The sequence below is a fragment of the Pseudomonas sp. Colony2 genome (assembly GCF_019382755.1).
Lineage (GTDB): Bacteria > Pseudomonadota > Gammaproteobacteria > Pseudomonadales > Pseudomonadaceae > Aquipseudomonas.
The window spans coordinates 5768349-5785468 of the sequence record NZ_CP080030.1 but is presented as its reverse complement, the minus strand read 5'-3'; the positions used below and the strand labels follow the sequence as shown (position 1 = coordinate 5785468).

General features: G+C 61.9%; 15 protein-coding genes. 6 read left to right on the top strand and 9 right to left on the bottom strand.

Annotated features, from left to right (window positions below; genetic code table 11):
- Window positions 1–100: 100 nt before the first annotated feature.
- From JV201_RS23320 to JV201_RS23300, 5 genes are all read right to left on the bottom strand, one after another.
- Entirely contained in the window at window positions 101–1528 is a 1428-nt protein-coding gene (locus JV201_RS23320) for a glycosyl hydrolase family 8 (protein ID WP_219406093.1), read from the bottom strand.
- An 85-nt stretch (window positions 1529–1613) separates the two neighbouring features.
- On the bottom strand, window positions 1614–2909 hold the full coding sequence (locus tag JV201_RS23315) for a sensor histidine kinase KdpD (protein ID WP_219406092.1): 1296 nt from the start codon (window positions 2907–2909) through the stop codon (window positions 1614–1616).
- Complete coding sequence (locus tag JV201_RS23310; RefSeq protein ID WP_003208592.1) at window positions 2899–3597, bottom strand: response regulator transcription factor; 699 nt, start codon at window positions 3595–3597, stop codon at window positions 2899–2901. Before JV201_RS23310 ends, JV201_RS23315 begins: the two co-directional genes overlap by 11 nt.
- Window positions 3598–3670: 73 nt before the next feature.
- The gene (locus JV201_RS23305) at window positions 3671–4414 is read right to left on the bottom strand and encodes a phosphatase PAP2 family protein (RefSeq protein ID WP_003208590.1); all 744 of its coding nucleotides are present in this window, start codon (window positions 4412–4414) and stop codon (window positions 3671–3673) included.
- A 54-nt stretch (window positions 4415–4468) separates the two neighbouring features.
- Window positions 4469–6418, bottom strand: a complete 1950-nt coding sequence (locus tag JV201_RS23300; protein WP_003208588.1) for an LTA synthase family protein — start codon at window positions 6416–6418, stop codon at window positions 4469–4471.
- A gap of 201 nt (window positions 6419–6619) precedes the next feature.
- Here JV201_RS23300 and colR point away from each other — a divergent pair, with 201 nt between their 5' ends.
- The 5 genes from colR to JV201_RS23275 all read left to right on the top strand — a co-directional run bounded on the left by colR (window position 6620) and on the right by JV201_RS23275 (window position 10393).
- Window positions 6620–7303 (top strand): two-component system response regulator ColR, encoded by a 684-nt coding sequence (gene colR, locus JV201_RS23295; RefSeq protein ID WP_003208587.1) that lies wholly within the window; start codon window positions 6620–6622, stop codon window positions 7301–7303.
- Window positions 7293–8573, top strand: coding sequence for a HAMP domain-containing sensor histidine kinase (locus JV201_RS23290; RefSeq protein ID WP_219406091.1), 1281 nt, complete (start codon window positions 7293–7295; stop codon window positions 8571–8573). Before colR ends, JV201_RS23290 begins: the two co-directional genes overlap by 11 nt.
- Window positions 8574–8761: 188 nt before the next feature.
- Window positions 8762–9442, top strand: a complete 681-nt coding sequence (locus JV201_RS23285; RefSeq protein ID WP_003208584.1) for a class I SAM-dependent methyltransferase — start codon at window positions 8762–8764, stop codon at window positions 9440–9442.
- Window positions 9443–9446: 4 nt separating this feature from the next.
- Window positions 9447–10163 (top strand): lipopolysaccharide kinase InaA family protein, encoded by a 717-nt coding sequence (locus JV201_RS23280; RefSeq protein WP_134327248.1) that lies wholly within the window; start codon window positions 9447–9449, stop codon window positions 10161–10163.
- Complete coding sequence (locus tag JV201_RS23275; protein ID WP_008433604.1) at window positions 10163–10393, top strand: hypothetical protein; 231 nt, start codon at window positions 10163–10165, stop codon at window positions 10391–10393. Before JV201_RS23280 ends, JV201_RS23275 begins: the two co-directional genes overlap by 1 nt.
- Window positions 10394–11310: 917 nt before the next feature.
- Here the strand turns inward: JV201_RS23275 and JV201_RS23270 are convergent.
- From JV201_RS23270 to JV201_RS23260, 3 genes are read right to left on the bottom strand one after another with little or no spacing between them, the layout of a single operon-like run.
- Window positions 11311–12408 carry a DUF1513 domain-containing protein gene (locus JV201_RS23270; protein ID WP_219407218.1) on the bottom strand — a complete coding sequence of 366 codons (1098 nt, stop codon included), beginning with the start codon at window positions 12406–12408 and terminating at the stop codon, window positions 11311–11313.
- A 2-nt stretch (window positions 12409–12410) separates the two neighbouring features.
- Window positions 12411–13475: an imelysin family protein gene (locus JV201_RS23265; protein ID WP_102369806.1), complete on the bottom strand. Its 1065-nt coding sequence runs from the start codon at window positions 13473–13475 to the stop codon at window positions 12411–12413.
- 31 nt (window positions 13476–13506) lie between these two features.
- Window positions 13507–14934: a di-heme oxidoredictase family protein gene (locus JV201_RS23260; RefSeq protein ID WP_219406090.1), complete on the bottom strand. Its 1428-nt coding sequence runs from the start codon at window positions 14932–14934 to the stop codon at window positions 13507–13509.
- A 139-nt stretch (window positions 14935–15073) separates the two neighbouring features.
- Between JV201_RS23260 and JV201_RS23255 the strand changes: the two genes are divergently transcribed.
- Window positions 15074–15637 (top strand): NAD(P)H nitroreductase, encoded by a 564-nt coding sequence (locus tag JV201_RS23255; RefSeq protein ID WP_219406089.1) that lies wholly within the window; start codon window positions 15074–15076, stop codon window positions 15635–15637.
- Between the two features lie 149 nt (window positions 15638–15786).
- Here the strand turns inward: JV201_RS23255 and JV201_RS29965 are convergent.
- On the bottom strand, window positions 15787–17120 hold a 1334-nt coding region (locus JV201_RS29965; RefSeq protein ID WP_257903259.1), incomplete at its 5' end, for a methyl-accepting chemotaxis protein.

Below are 17120 nucleotides of genomic sequence, written 5' to 3'. Positions count from 1 at the left end.
CCTGCAGCGATGCAGGCGGGGTTTTTTTATGCTGATCGTTCCCACGCTCTGCGTGGGAATGCCGCCAGGGACGCTCCGCGTCTCTCTTTACGCGCACGCCTCAGCTGACGCCGCGACGCCCCAGCAGTTTCTTGAACATGAAGCCGCGAGCCAGCATCAGGTGCGAGGCGGGCGGCAAAGATGCCACGGGTCCCGGTGCCGCAGAGCCGGATGACGGATGGACAGGCACGTGTGCGGTTTTTTTGAGGGGCGCCGGTTGGGGCCGCTCCCAATGGCCGGACATGACCACCATGCCCAGCAGTTTGAGGGTGTTGCCGTAGTAGTCATGGTCACGGATGGACCGGCGTTGCAGGTTGTCCCAAAGGTTATTGAGCCACAGCTGATTGTCGGGGCTGATCATTGCGCTGACCCCGAGCGCCGCCACAAAGGCTGGCTCATTCTGCGCTTCCTCGATCGCACTGCCGTCGATTCGGTAGCCACTGTTGAAGTTGCCCGGCTCATCGTGGGTGGTGGCGCGTGCCCAGCGGTTGAAGGTGGTCAAGGTGTACAGCGCACGCGGGTCACCGTACATCAGGTAATCCAGGCCGATGCGCCACGGGTAGCGGGCCGCGTTCCACGAATAGCTGCCGTCGTATGGGCCTTCCACCAGATCGGGCCGCGCCGGGGTGATCGAGGTGTCCAGGTGGCTGATGAAGTCCGGCACCAGCCCGCTGTTGGCGCTGTACCGTTGGGTAAAGTCACTGATGATCGAATAGGTCTTGTCGCGCACCGCCTGCCAGCGCTTGTCCCCGGTCATGGTGAAAAAGCTGTAGAGGTGCGACTGCATGAAGTCCGAGCTGCGGGTGGTGTACTCAAGCTCTGCGTCACCGTCGGTACCGGCCCAGTCGCCGAGCATCAGGTGCTGAGTCCTGGGGTGCACCTCGTGTTTCATGATCGCCGCCATCACCGTGTTGGCCTCGCTGCGATAGTCAATGGTGCCCTCGCTGCCCCATTTCTGATCGGCCAGCAGCAGGGCGTAGGCGATGTCCAGGTCGCCATCGGTGGCACTGACGTCACCACGGAAAGGGTCGGTGGAGTCGCCGCATCCCTCGGTCTGGTTCCAGGCCATCAGGCCGGGATCGGACGCTGCCGGGTGATCCTGGAAGTAGCGCACCATGCCGTCGAAAGTCCGTTGGGCCTCGTCATCGTAGTCGGCCATCATTACAGTGAGCAGCATGCCGTAGCCATGGGCCTCGGACACGGTGATGGTGTTGGGCGCGGCACCACCACCCACGGGTTTGTGGTCGGCGTTGACCTTGATGAAATACCGGCCGCTGCCGCATTCCCCCGACAGGTAAACCGCCTTCCAGTCCTTGTAGAATGTGACCAGTTGTTGATCCATGGTCGCCTGGGGCTGGCGATTGGGCAGGATGGTGCCGGGGTAGTAGGGCGCGTGGACATTCTGGGCCGCAACGCCGCCTGACCATGAACCGGCGGCCATGCACAGTGATAACAGCAGCGTGGGCAGATGCCGTCTAGGGTGACGCATGAGCTGACTCTCCAACCTGATCCAAAGGGCAAGGTCGCGAGGTTAGCGGCAGCGCGGATGTTCCACTGTCACAGGCTGTAACAGCCTAGGCCGGGCGCAGTGCGAGGGTCAGGGTCAGGCGTGCGCCGCCCAACGGGCTGCGGGTGATCGACAGCTCACCACCGTGCCAGTGGGTGGCGCGCTTGGCCAATGCCAGGCCGAGGCCAAATCCGCTGGGCTCGTCGCCGCCCATGGCCAGGCGCACGAAGGGTTCGAAGATCTTTTCGCGGTTTTCCGGCAGTACGCCCGGGCCGTCATCATCCACATGCAGCACCAGGTGCTGGCCCTGGCACGCAGCGCTGACGTTCACCCGTTCGCGGGCGTAGTTAATGGCGTTGCTTAACAGGTTGCGCACGATCAGATGCAGCAAGGCGCGGTCGCCGATCAGTTCCAGGTCGGCCGGGTCGGTGTCCAGGGTCAGCAAGCGATGGTGCCCGTCCAGCAGGGCAAACTCCTGCTGCAGCCAGGCATGGAGATTGATTGGCTCATGCTGCAGGTCGCTGGGTGCATCGGCCAGCCGGGCAAAGGCGAGGCTGGCGCGAACCAGCGACTCCAGCTCTTCGATATCGGTGTGCAGGCGCTCTTGCAGGCGGGTGCGGGTGTCGAGGTCGGCGCTTTTACTCAGCAGTGCCAGGGCAAAACGCATCCGCGCCAGGGGTGTGCGCAGTTCGTGGGACACCGCCTGGGAAACCTCCCGGTGGCGTTCGCCCATCGAGCTGATATCCAGCGCATGCCGTTGCAAGGTCAGCAGCAGCGGCGCCCACTCCTGGCTCATCGCGGGCAGCAGCGTGTTGGGCGAGCGGGCGAGGGTAGCAATGCAGGCATTAAGGGCATCGAGGTCATGGATGTATTTGCGCCGGGCACGCAGGGCAATCCAGAGAAACAGCAGTACCGGCAGGCCGGCGACACAGGCGGTCACCCAGTACACCGGATATTGCAGCAGGTCCTTCACTTCGGCGGTTCCCCACAAGGGGCCGAATTGAATCACCGTGTCATCGTCCAGCGGGAAGTAGGTGACGTCCTCATCACTGTTCTGCGCCGGCTGATGGTGGTCGAGCATCACAATAGCTTCAGGCGGCAGCTCGATATCATCCTTTTTCACCAGGCTCACCGGGTACTGAAAGCGTGCTTGCAGTGACTCGATGCGCGCCTCCCTTTGTTCGGCGGGCAAGGCCTTGAGTTGCTCGGCAACCAGATAACCCGGCCCGGCCATCAGCCGCAGGAAACTGTAGTCGCCGATAAACACCGCAGCGTTCGTGCACAACCACAACAGGTAAAAAGTGAGGGCGGCCCAGCTGGTGCCGGCCGCGATGGCCATCCACGGGCGAACTTTAGACAGCATGCTGGCTCCCCGTCGGGATTTCGACGAACAGGTATCCCTGCGCCGTGATGGTCTGGATGGTCACGGGGCACTCAAGGCTCATCAGTTTTTTGCGCAAGCGCGACACCCGCATATCAATCGACCGGTTCAGCCCGTCGTACTCCAGGCCGCGCAGGCGCTGGAGCAGTTTTTCCCGGGTCAGCAATACGCCGCAATGGCGGGCAAAGATGGCGAGCAACTCGAATTCGGCCACCGAAAACTGCAAGGGCGCCTCGCCAAGCCAGGCGAAGTGGTTGTTCAGGTCCAGCCGAAAAGCGCCCCACTGGTAGTAACTGCGGGGGGCCTGGGGATGGCGGCGCAGCAGCGAGCGGATCCTTGCCAGCAACAGTTGCGGGTCGATCGGCTTGACCACGTAGTCGTCGGCCCCGGCGGCAAACCCCACCAATTGTTCGGCGTTCTCGTCCAGGGCCGTCATCATCAGGATCAGCCCGGGGTAGTGGTCGCGAATCTGTCGGCACAGGGTAAAACCGTCGATGCCCGGCAGCATCACATCGAGGATCAACAGTGCCGGCTGTTCATCCTGGATACGCTGGGCGGCGCGGTCGCCACGGTGTTCCACTGCAACGCTAAAGCCTTCGGCGCGCAGGAACTCGGCCGTCAGTGCCGCCAGGGGCAGGTCGTCTTCGATCAGCAACAGGGTATCGGACATGGCTCAGCAGGATCGTTGCCAAAAAGTGCGCAGAGTGTTGCGCCCTTGCCCCCGGCTAGGCAAGGGCTGTTCATCACGGCGTCACGGGCTGCTTGCGGAAGGCGGGCTGCGGTGTTTTCACCGGCCGGTACAGCAGGAAGTAATAGGCGCCCAAACAAATCAGCCAGCTGAAAATTGCCGTCCACACGTTGTGGGAAAGAAAGTGCGCCCCTTGCATCGTGCGGCTCACCGAAAGCACCGTGCCCAGGCCCAGCGCAAACAGGAACGCCGAGCGCGCCATCCGCGGTCGGCGATCCCTCAGGGCAAAAAACAACGCAAACAGCGCAAACCCGGTCGCCGCATGTCCGCCCGGCCAGCAACGGCCAGGCTTGTCGGTCGGCGGCCTGGGGCTCAGCAGTTCGCTGTACGTCTCCTGGCCGCCAAACTCCTTGACGCTCCACGGGCATTGCACCCCGGTCACCGTCTTCAGCGGTGAAACGAACGAGGTGGCCAGTGCCAGCGACAGCACCAGGCAGCCCAGTTCCCGGCGATAGGGTTTGAGTCGCTCAAAGACAAAGGCCCCGGCAAACCCGGCGATTGCCAGCACCGAAAACACGATCACCATCTGCTTGGCGCGATCGTGAAGAATGTCCTCCAGAAAAAAACTGTGCCGGCCCACGAAGCCGCCTTCGGACGCGTCGTAAAACAGCCTGGCGATGTCCATGTCCAGCGACGTCAGCTCCAGCAGCAACATGGCCACCGCCAGAACGGCAGGCACACCGAGGCACAGCCAGAAGTTGAGGGGTTGGGATAACGGACGAACAGCGATTGCGTGCATGGCGAACTCAGACTCTAAAAAAAGCCCCGGTCAGACCTGGCCGGGGCATTTTGGTTAGCGTGTACTCACTTGGGGAACCTCGTCCTTGGGCACCCTCCAGCTCAGCAACTGTTGCTTGTAGCCATAACTGGCGCCCTGGTAGTAGGTGATGGCCCGCTGGATCAACGGGTCATCGCTGCCAACGCGGATTTCGTGGCTGTCGCCCAGGGCCTGGTCATGCCGACGCAAGCCTTGGCGCGGGCTGAGAATCGCCAGGTCCTTGCCGTCGAACAACCCCAGGTACTGGTAATTGCCGACCACTACCCGTGGCGGCAGCGGGTTGTCTTGCAGCAGGTTGCGGCCAAAGAACGTCGACTCGTAGCTCAGGTTCAGCAAGCCCAGCAGGGTCGGGGCGAGGTCGATCTGGCTGGCCAGCTTCGCGTTCTCGCCGGCGTCTACCAGCTTGGGTGCGTAGATGAACAGCGGGATCTGGTAATTGACCATCGGCAGGTCTTCCTTGCCGGCGCTGCCCGCCGTGTGGTCGGCGACGAAAATAAAGATCGTGTTGTCGAACCAGGGTTTCTGGCGCGCCGCCTCCAGGAACTGGCCGATGGCATGGTCGGTGTACTTCACCGCGCCGTCGCGACCGTCACCGGATTTGATATCAATGCGGCCAGCCGGATAGGTATATGGACGGTGGTTGGAGGTGGTCATCAGTTGCAGCAGGAATGGTTGCTGCTTGGCGTAGTCGGCGTCCGCCAGTTTCAGCGTCTGTTTATAGAGGTCTTCGTCGGCCATGCCCCAGGCGTTTTTAAAGCTGATTTCGGATTCGGGCACGCTGCTCTGGTCGACCACGCGGTAACCGTTGCCGCTGAAAAACGCGTTCATGTTGTCGAAGTAGCCCCGGCCGCCGTAGACAAACACGCTGTCGTAGCCGATGGCGTTGAGCTGCTGGCCCAGGCTGCCGAAACCGCTTTCCCGGCCGATACGCTTGACGATGGAACGCCCGGGCGTCGGCGGGATGGCCAGGGTGATGGCTTCCAGGCCGCGGTCGGTGCGAGTGCCGGTGGCGTAGAAGTTATTGAAGTACAGGCTCTGTTTGCGCAGCGCATCGAGGTTGGGCGTGAGGTTATTCGGGTCGCCGTTGCTGCCCATGTACTTGGCACTGAAGCTTTCGATGGTCACCAGCACGATGTTGGGTTTGCGCAGCGTGCCCGGGTTGGTAATGGCGCGACGGATATCCAGCGGATCCGTGCCGATAAACCGTGCGTTGGGCTCGCTGAGTTCGGCGCGCAACTGCTTGGCGACTACATCCGCCGGCAGGCTCTTGTAGAACTGGGTGTAGTCCAGTTCGTTGTTACGGAAGGCGGCGAAGAACTGATAGGGGCCGTTGCTGGCCAGTTCGTTGTTGTAGGCGTTACCGCCCTGGCTGCGCGGGCTGTCCTGGTTGATCAGTTGCAGGCTCAGGCCGGCCACCAGCAACAGGCCAAGGGCACTGAGCAGACGCTTGCGCATCGCAGGCAACGGCGCGTCCATGGCCGCGTTGAACGGTTTACGCAAGACCACGCTCAAGACGATCGCCATCACGGCCAGCAGGCTCAGCAGCTTGCCGATCGGATACGACTCCAGCAGGTTGTTCAGCACTTCCTTGGAGTAGACCAGGTAATCCACGGCAATGAAGTTGAAGCGCACGCCGAACTCGTCCCAGAACAGCCATTCGGCCACGCTGGTGAAAAGCATGGCGAACAGGCTGACGGTGAGTACCGCCTGCAGGAACCAGCGATGGCCGCGACGGCGCCACAAGCCTGGCGGGCACAGCAGCAAATACAGGCCCAGGGGCAGGGCGGCATAGGCGAGGAAGCCGAGGTCATAGAGCAGGCCCACGCCGAATACCGGCAGCAGGTTACCGCTCACTTCATCCAGATGGGTTACCAGCAGCACGCTGCGGGTCAGTAGAAAAACCACCAGCCAGGCACCGGTTACCAACAGCAAATAGCGCATTGGCGCTGTTTTGGGAAAACCCATGTCAATGTTCCTTATTTTCGATGGGCGCGATCTTCGCGCTGACACTGTAGTCAGGTTGTGAACCTATAGTGAAAAACTCGTTAAGTCTCGTAATCGGTTGAAAACAGTAATCGGCGCGGCCTTCAGGCCTAGCCGTGAGCCATACTTGGCCTTAAGCTGCGCGAGCCAACACGGCCGTTACCGCGTACGGAGACACTGCCCATGCGAATTTTATTGGTTGAAGACAACCGCGATATTCTGGCCAACCTGGCCGATTACCTGGGGCTGAAGGGCTACACCGTAGACTGTGCGCAGGACGGTTTGTCGGGCCTGCACCTGGCTGCCACCGAACATTACGACCTGATCGTGCTCGACATCATGCTGCCTGGCATTGATGGCTACACCCTGTGCAAACGCCTGCGTGAAGACGCGCGCCGCGACACGCCGGTGATCATGCTCACCGCCCGCGACCAGCTGGATGACCGGCTGCAGGGCTTCAAGTCCGGCGCCGATGACTACCTGCTCAAGCCGTTTGCGCTGTCGGAGCTGGCCGCACGTATCGAAGCAGTGCTGCGTCGTGCCCAGGGCGGCGGGCGCCGTGCCTTGCAGGTGGGTGACCTGAACTACGACCTCGACACCCTGGAAGTCACCCGCGAAGGGCGCCTGCTCAAGCTCAACCCGGTCGGCCTGAAGCTGCTGGCAGTGCTGATGCAGAAAAGCCCGCATGTATTGCGCCGTGAGATTCTCGAAGAAGCCCTGTGGGGCGATGACTGCCCGGACAGCGACAGCCTGCGCAGCCATGTCCATCAACTGCGTCAGGTGATTGATAAACCCTTCGCCAAGCCGTTGCTGCAAACGGTGCACGGTGTGGGTTATCGCCTGGCCGAGGGTCGTGATGGAGTTTAAGCAAAGCCTTGCCCAACGGATCATCATCGCCTTCGCCTTGATGAGCGCGCTGGTGGCGGGGGCCTTCGCCATGGGTATCGTCGCTACGGTGCACCTGGTGGAAGAAAAACTCATATCGGCAGGCCTGGGCGGTGACTTGCAACGGCTGCTGCTGATGGACAGCGTCGAGGACTGGAGCCATCGCCCCGAGCCCGACCAGTTGTTCTACTTCAGCGGCGGCCCCGGCGATTTTGAACTGCCCAAGGACTTGCGCCACCTCGACGCCGGTTTTCACGAGGTGTTCCGCGAACAACTCTCCTACCACGCAATGGTCGAAATCGTTGACGGTCGCCGTTATGTCCTGCTGCAAGACCAGAGCGATTTCGAAGAGCGCGAGCGCGTGCTGTTTGCCGTGGTGCTGGTGGGGTTTGTACTCAGCCTGGCGCTGGCGGTATTCCTCGGCTGGGTGCTGGCGCGCAAGGTAATGGCGCCGGTCGTACGCCTGGCCCGCCAGGTGCGGCACCGCGACCAGTTACTTGGCCTGGCACCACCGCTGGCGCCGGATTACGCCGCGGATGAAGTCGGCGAATTGGCTGTGGCCTTCGATGCCACCCTGGGCCGTTTGCGCCAGGCATTGTCCCGGGAGCAGCTGTTTACCAGTGACGTGAGCCACGAATTGCGCACCCCGCTGATGGTGCTCGCCAGCTCCTGCGAACTGTTGCTGGAGAACCCCGCGATTGACCAGCGCGGCCGCAAGCAGGTCGAGCGCATTGCGCGGGCCTGTGAAGAAATGCGCGAACTGGTGCAGACCTTCCTGATGCTGGCCCGTGCCGAGCGCGAGGAGGCCGGCATGTCGCCCCAGGCCAACCTGGCCCAGGTGGCCGAGGACTTGCTGGGGATCTGGCGTGAGCCGATCGAGCGCAAAGGCCTGGAGCTGATCTATCAACCGGGCAATCCACTGGATACCCGCTACAACGCGACCTTCCTGCACGCGGTCATGGGCAACCTGTTGCGTAATGCCCTGCACTACACCGAGCATGGCTTGATCCGCCTTACCCTGGAACCGAGCGGTTTTGTGGTGGAAGACACTGGCGTGGGCATTCCCGAGGACAAGCGCGAAGCGATGTTCGAACCGTTTGTGCGTGGCAGTGAAAAGCGCGGTGAAGGCCTTGGCCTGGGTTTGTCCTTGGTTCAGCGCATCTGCGAGAACCAGGGTTGGAGCGTCAGCCTCAGCACCATGGAGCCCAACGGCTGCCGCTTTCACGTCGAATTGAGTCAGGTCAAAGCTTGATGCCTGCCCTGCCGCTAAGCTGCGACAGACTTCCTGATTTTCGCCGAAGATGGCACCATGCCACGACTTGTGTCTGCAAAGTTTTGTAATGTATACGATTCGACAGGACAAGTTTTTCACAACGTGTTGACCTGTTGATCACAGGATTCTTTTTAAGGTTGTAGGCATCAGTAACTGGAGACCCGGTGATGCCTACCCCGATCAAGCTCGAATTTTCCGAAAAGTACGACGATCAGCACGCGCAGAATTATTTACTCAAACATCAGGACAATCTGGCTCGCCGGTTGTCCCACAAACGCGACGAGCAATTGGCCCGTGGTGCGCTGGCCATGGCCGGTGAGCCTGGCCTGGTGCTGGACCTGCCATGTGGTGCCGGGCGTTTCTGGCCGTTGCTGGCCGAAAAGCCCAACCGCGTGATCATCGGTGCCGACAACTCCGCGTCGATGTTGAAGATTGCCACCGTCGCCCAACCGGCGGATGTGGTGAAACGGGTACGCCCCTTGCAGACGTCTGCCTTTGATATCGATTTGCCAGATAACGCGGTCGACAGTATTTTCTGCATGCGCTTGATGCACCACATTGGTGACCCCGAGCACAGGCTGGCAATACTGCGCGAATTTCAGCGTGTTACCCGCGACAGCGTGATTATTTCGTTGTGGGTAGACGGCAATTTCAAGGCCTGGAAACGCAAGCGTGCCGAAGTGCGCCGTCGCAAAAAAGGTGAGCAGGAAGGTTACCAAAATCGGTTCGTGTTACCGGCTGCTACTGTTGAGGCAGAGTTTGAGCAAGCCGGTTTCCGTGTTCAGGAATCCCTGGACTTCATACCGCTCTACGCCATGTGGCGAGTGTATGTATTGCGCAAGAGGTAACAGGATGGCTGTCGAGTGTTTACCAGGTAGTGAAGTAGCTCCCGAGGAGCGATTTGATTATTTCTGGCGCCAGCAGGGCGAGTGGGTCGAAGAGCCCAATCGTCGTCGTGGCGGTGAAAGTGGTGTGCAACGGGTAACGGGCACCCATGGGCGTTTGCTCTATAGCAAGCGCCAGACGGGCCATATCTACCGCAGTTGGCTCCATCCTTTTGGACGCCCCACTGTGTTGCGTGAGCGTGATGCCCTGAAGGGCCTGCGTTTACTGGATGTACGCGTGCCGGAGTTGGTGTTCTGCGAGGCCCGTCGCGATCCTGAGCACCAATGGAAGGCGTTGTTGGTGACGGCGTCGCTGGACGGTTTCGACGAGATCGAAAACTGGTACGCCGCGGGTGGTCGTGAGCAGTATGGCGAGTTGGTGCATGAGCGTTTGCTCAAGGAACTGGCTGGTACGTTGGCGCGGATGCACAAGGGGCGTTGGCAGCATGGTTGCCTGTATATCAAGCATATCTTTGTGCGGGTGACGGGTGAGGGTGACGCGGCGAAGGTTGAGGTGGCGTTGCTGGATTTCGAGAAGTGCCGGCAGCGCTTGACGGCTATGCGGGCGGCCCGGCATGACATGTTGCAGTTGCGTCGCCATTCGTCGTGGAATGCTACGGACTGGCAAAAACTGAGCTACTTTTACGAGACGGCGTTTGGCAGCGCTATCAAGGGTTTAACGTAATGAAGCTAGAAATTGCACGAGGTTTGTTTCTGTTGGGGGCGTTGGGCATAGCTGCCCTCGCCCTGGCTGCCTGGGAGCAGCCCCGGACACAAGTCCTCAGTGCGGTGCAGGGTGTCGGGCAGCAATGCCCGATGCCGCGGATCGCCAAGGTCGGTGTCGCGGCCAAGCCTGATCATGAGTTGTTGTTGTTCATGTTTGGGATGTCCCAAGGGATGAGGCCACAGAGTTGAAGAGATTGAAGCCCAAATAAAAGGCCTCGCTAGTTCGAGGCCTTTTATTTGGGCTTGGGTTTTGGGTTGGTTGGTTGGTTGGTTGATCGAGTACATATCCGTTGCTGCGGTAACGGCGGCTTATGGTTCCGCTCTTACAGCGGGTCACTTTTGGCAAACGCCCCAAAAGTAACCAAAAGGTCTTTGCCCCACCACTCGGTGCCTCGCCTAGGCTCGGCATGCCCGCACTCCGGCACGGCTCCGCGGGCCGCCGCGACGGGCCATCCATGGCCCGGCGCGGCTAAATCGGCATCCTTGCCGATTTACCCGCTCCACCGTGCCTGCTTGCGGCCATCGTGGTTGACGGGGCCCGCAGATCAAAATCAAAAGCAGATCAAAAGCAGAGCACAGCGGCCTACCGGCCGGCTTGAGTGTTTAACAGCCAGATCAAAAGCCAGAGCGAATGCAGATCTGCTTTTCTGTGGGAGCTGGCTTGCCTGCGATGCAGACACCTCGGTGCATCAGGTACACCCAGTTGATGCCATCGCAGGCAAGCCAGCTCCTACAGTGSACCGTGCCCGCTTTAGCTTTTGATTKTGCTCTTCAACACTCAAGCCGGCCGGTAGGCCGCTGTGCTGTTGATCTGCTTTTGATCTTGATCTTGGGCGCCCCGTTAAACCACGCTGGCCGAACGCAGGTATTACGGAGCGGGTAAACCGGCAGGACGCCGGTTTAGCCGCGACGGGGCAGGGACGCCCCGTCGCGGCGGCCCGCGGAGTAATGCCGGAGTGAGGGCACTCCGAGCCTARGCGAGGAGCCGAGTGGTGGGGCAWGAGCGTTTTGCTTACTTTTGCGCTKTTCAAAAGTGAGCCGCTGTAAGAGCGGAACCAATAGCGGCCATAACCGCAGCAACGGATATGCCCCCAATCAGCCCCCGATCAAACCAGATGCAGATGGTTATCCCAAAGCCCCGCCGGCAATTCCAGCGGCTTGCCCACCAACGGCACCTGCCGGCAATCATAAAACCGGCAACGGCCCTGCCCGGAAGTCACCACAAACCCATCAGCCACCGCACCCACCCCGGCACAATCCGGCAACGGCCCGTCCAGCAGCAACTGCGCGCTGTCCATGTTCCAGATAAAGAATCGATTCCCCCGTGGCGCCGTCAACGCCACCAGCCGCAACTCGCTGTGCACCGCCACACTGGCCGTGTAATTCCCCATGGCCTGCAGCTGCTCATCCGCCACCGGAAACGCCATAAACGCCTGCCCCGGCCGCTTGATCGCCAGCAACTCCGAACGCTCATGTGACGCACCCATGAACTGCTGCCCCGCGAGGATCGTCCCGTCGCTGGCAATCCCCATATGCCGCACACTGTTCATCTGCTGGCCCAGGGTCTCCTTGCTCAACAGCGTCCCGTCGCGCTTCATCAGGACCAGGCTCGGCTCCATGGCATTCAGGTTCATCTCCACCCGGCTCTCAGCCTCAGTGCGAATCCCGCCGTTAGCCACCACCAGCGTCTCGCCATCAGGCATCCACGACACCTGGTGCGGCCCGATGCCATGGGTTGAAATCTCCCCGGTGTGCACCAGCCGCTCACCCTCGAACCGGTACACACCCAGCAACCCGCGACCCGGGTCAGACGTGTCGTTCTCTGTGGCATACAACCACTCGCCATCCTTGTGCACCACCGCATGCCCGTAAAAGTGGCGATTGGCCTTGGAGGTGATGGTTTGCAGCAGCGCCCCGTCCCGCAGGTCGATCAGGTAACTCTCGGTGCCCGGCCGGCGGGCGACAAACAGCGCAATCGGCAGCGTCGGGTGGTTGATGATGTCGTGGCAGCGCTGGCCGACCTCGGTGGCAAATACCTGCTTGCCGTCCAGGCGAAAGCCGACGGCGTAGTGCCTGCCATCACTGTCATCCCGCGCCGAGAGCAGCAGCGGGCTTTTGCCCTTCTGCTTGAACAGCGTCCAGCCGCCCAAAGTGATCGCACTGAGCAGCACGCTGCCGAGGGCCAAAGCCTGTCGCCTGAGCATCATCAGTCACCGTCGTTGGCGTTAAAGCCCAGTTGGATGCCCAGCGCCTTGGCCAGCTCGCCTTCGTGCAGGCGGTGGACGACGTTGAGGCTGTCGTAGATATCGTTGAGTTGCTGGCGCCCGGCATCGTCGGCCAGCATTTCATTCAGCGTACGCTGGTTGCTGGCGAAGAGTTTCAGGGAGGCGGCATACGCGGCGTCGATCTTGTCAGCCAGGGGCTTTTGATCGGCAGGCAACAGGCCGCGCAGGCCTTTGTTGTCGACGCCGACCCAGACGGTCTGGGCGGCAGCCAGGCTGGCTTCCAGGCTTTGCAGGGACGACTGGCTGCGCCACGCATCGGCCTGGAACGGTTGCGGGATGCCCTTGGTCTGGCGGCCCATCGGGGTGCCGAGTTTTTTCTTCAGGGTGTCCAGCGCAGTCACTTGAACCCGCAGCAGGTCGGCGATGGCTTCGTGGGAATCGGCGTAGCGCTGGTTAGGAAACTTGGTCATCTGCGCCAGCATGCCGTCGGTGCTGTTCCAGCTCGACAGGATCTCTTCGGCCAGCAGTTTCTGGCGCTCGCCGATGGCTACCAGCAACGGGCAGTAGCGGGCTTTTTGCGTCTCGTCCGCCAGATCGGTCTTGGCGTCGTAGAGGATGTATTCGTAGGCCGACAGGCCCTGCACCACGACGCTGGATTTGGCCAGGGTGGCGGCGTCGATCTGTGGTTGGGCGGTCACCAGTTGCTCGACTTGACGACCCACCAGGTTTTTCTTGTCCGGCCAGAACTGCACCTGCCACGAGCGGTTGCCCTCGGCCAGCGGGCCGATCAGCAGCGGTTGCAACTCGGCCCAGGCCTTTTGCGCGTGCAGGAAGTCGGCGCGGGCGGTCTCCAGGCTTTCCTTGCCCTGGCAGTAGGCCAGGGCGCTGACGGCCAGTTGGCGGTCGGCTTCAACCCAGCGGCTGTAGGTCGGCAGGATCACTTGCTTGGCGATGGCCGCCGAGGTCACCGCTTGCGGGTCCTGGGGCGAGCACGCACCGAGGGCGAGGGCGGCCAGGCTGGTGAACAACAACTTGGGACGGAACATGTCGAGCTCCCTTCTGTAATTAGGACAAAGCTTATAAAGAATTCAGAAATGCCAGCAACGCGGCGCGCTGCTCGGCATTGAACGACAACACATGGTGCTGCGCCGCCTGGGCTTCACCGCCGTGCCACAGCACGGCCTCCATCAGGTTGCGGGCGCGGCCGTCATGCAAGAACTGGGTGTGGCCACTGACGGCTTGCGTCAGGCCAATGCCCCACAACGGCGGCGTGCGCCAGTCGCGGCCACTGGCCTTGAATTCGCTGCGGTTGTCGGCGAGGCCGTCGCCCATGTCGTGCAGCAGCAAGTCGCTGTAGGGGCGAATCACCTGATTGGCCAATTCAGGTTCGGCCGCCGTTGGCGCCGTGGTGAATTGCGGGGTGTGGCAGCCCTGGCAACCGGCCTGGTAGAACAGGTTTTTCCCGGCCAGCACTTGCGGTGCGTTGACGTCGCGGCGGGCGGGGACGGCCAGGTTGCGGGTGTAGAACAGCACCAGGCGCAGGATGTTGTCGCTGACCTCAGGCTCGCCATCCGGGCCATTGCCGTTGGGCGCCTGTTTGCAGGCCACTTGTGCATCGGTGCAGTCATCGAACGGTCTCAGGGAGGTGGTCAGGCCCATATCACCAGAGAACGCGTGAACATTTTGTTGATTGAGGTTCGGTTGCCCGGCTTTCCAGCCAAATCGACCGAGTACGGTCTTGTGTTGCGCGTCGTCCCAGACCCAATTCGCCCGCCCGACAATGGCTTCCTTGTCGGCGGTTTTCGGGTCGGTGTTGCGCAGGATGTCGGCGTCGGGGATCGCTTCGAGCAGCCCCAGGCCGATCATCGGCGGAGCAACCCGCGCCGAGAAGCGCGTGTCGGGGTGCATCGGCCCATAACCGAGCTGGGTGATTTGCAGGGCAGGCTTGCGCAATTCGACCACGGTGCCGTCCTTGAAGCGGACGTTGACCGGCGTGTAGTCGACCCGCACCTTGCCCTCCGGGGCGACGCCGGGCACGGCCATGTCCTGCAATTGCCCACCGTAGACCGGTTCGGGGACTACACCCAGTTGCTCGATGACCTTCGCATAGGGCGGCGCATCGGGAATCGACAGGCGTACCAGCATCGACACCGCGTTGGGCGCATCGGGCAATGGCGGATGCCCACGGCCATCCTTGATATGGCAGTTCTGGCAGGCATTGGTATTGAACAGCGGCCCCAGCCCGTCGCGGGCAGTGGTGGTGGACGGGGCAATCACCCAGGGGCTGCGAAAGAAACTGTTGCCGACGCTGAAGTCCAGGCGCCGGGTGGGCGACAGGTTGGCCGAGGGCAGGGAGAAGGCGTTCTGGTCGGTCTTCCTCACCGTGGTCGCGCCACCGGCACGCGCTTCACCAGGCTCGGCCTTGGTGAATCGCGGGGCGTCATCGCAGGCACTCAGGCTCAAGGCCATCAACAGTGCAGACAGGCGAAGGGGCGAACGGGACATCAGTCTTCCTGAACGTAGGCTGAAAATAAGGCCGCAAAGTCTAACAGGGCAGGGCGGATTGAATAAGAGCAATTATCGTTTGGTGGTATCCGATTCATTCCCGCTAGAATGACCGCACATTTTTCTCTGGAGGTGGCCAATGCAGGCTCTCGACGCTTTGCTCAACCGTGTTTCCGTGCCGCGACTGCTGGACCCGGCACCGACCCAGGAGCAGCGCGACCTGCTGTTCGCCGCTGCCATGCGCGCGCCCGACCACGGCCAACTGCGCCCCTGGCGCTTCCTGACGGTGGAAGGTGGGGCACGTGAGCGCATGGGCACCCTGCTGGCCGAAGCCGCCCGCCTGCAGGACGCCGACGCGCCCCAGGCCGTGATCGACAAGGCGCAGAACGGCCCGCTGCGGGCGCCGTTGGTGGTGGTGGTGATTGCCCGCCTGCAAGAACATTTCAAAGTGCCAAAATCCGAGCAGCTGCTGGCGGCGGCCTGTGCGGCTCACGGGATTCTGCTGGCGGCGTACGCCCAGGGGATCGGCGCGGTGTGGCGCACCGGTGAGTTGTCGTACTCGGCCCATGTCGCCAAAGGCCTCGGGCTGAAGGCGGATGAGGAAGTGATTGGCTTCCTCTACCTGGGCACCCCACAAAACCCGCCGCGTACGGCCCCGAAAGAAGACCTGGCGCCGTTTGTGGCGGCCTGGACGGGTCAATAAGGCACCGCGACTCTAAATGTGGACGGGCTGGTGTGGGAGCGGGCTTGCTCGCGAATGCGGTGTGTCAGTCAATACATGTACCGACTGATCCACCGCATTCGCGGGCAAGCCCGCTCCCACATTGGGTGCTTACTGGCTTCAAGCCCGGGTCAAACCCGAAACTGATCCATCAGCTTCATCTGCTGGCTGGCCAGGGCATTGAGCTGGCTGCTGATGGCCGCCGATTCGGTGGCCTGGCCAGTCAGGGTTTCGGTCACTGTGCGGATTGCCGAGACGTTGCGGTTGACCTCCTCGGCCACCGCACTTTGCTGCTCGGCGGCGCTGGCGATTTGCAGGTTCATGTCGCTGATCACCGTTACCGCATCGCTGATCTTGCCCAGGGCCTGCACCGCCTGATGAATCTGCCCGGCGTTGTTCTGCGCCTGGGTCTGGCTCGAATGCATGGTCGCTACCACTCCACGGGTGCCGGTCTGGATGCGCTCGATCACCAGGCGAATCTCCTCCACCGAGTCCTGGGTACGCTTGGCCAGGTTGCGCACCTCGTCGGCCACCACCGCAAAACCGCGCCCGCTTTCCCCGGCTCGCGCCGCTTCAATCGCAGCGTTCAGGGCCAGCAGGTTGGTCTGTTCGGCAATGCTGCGGATCACTTCCAGTACCGAGCCGATCTGCTCGCTGTTCACTGCCAGGGCTTCGACTTCGGTCACGGCCTTGCTGACTTCTTCGGCCAGGGTGGTGATGTCGCGGGTGCTGCGTTCAATGATCTGCATGCCTTCGCGGGCTGACTGGTCGGCGCCGCGGGCCGCGCTGGCGGCGTTGGAGGCGCTGTTGGCCACGTCGTGGGCGGTGGCGCTCATTTCATTCGAGGCGGTGGCCACCTGGTCGATCTCGCGGAACTGCACCTGCATGCCTTCGCTGGTCTGGCGCGCGATTGCCGAGGACTGGTCGGCGGTGCCACGGGCTTCGGTGATGCTTTGCTTGATCTGCGCGATGGTCGGCTGCAGCTTGTCGAGGAAGCGGTTGAACCAGTTCACCAGTTCCCCCAGTTCATCTTTTTTACCGTAGGCCAGGCGCTGGGTGAGGTCGCCGTCGCCGCTGGCGATTTCCTTGAGCATGGCGGCCACGCTGTTGATCGGCCGGGTCACGCCGGTGGCGGTCAGCCAGATCAGCAACAGGCCCAGCAGCCCGGCGGCTGCGCCTACCAGCAACGCCTTGACGGTGCCACTGGCCTGGGCCTTGTCGAGCACCGCCTGGAGTTTGAGCGAGTCTGCCAGCAGCACTTGTTTGGGCAGTTTGATCACCACGCCCCAGGATTTGGCGTCGGCAATCGGTTTGACCGGGTACACGGCGCGAATCGTGCCGTCTTCCTCGCGGATCTTGCGGGTATCGCTGGCCAGCAGTTGCACGATCTCTTTGCCTTCGGCACCGAGGGTGTCCACCAGGTTTTTGCCGACTTTGGCCGGCTCGCCGCTGTAGCCGGCGATCA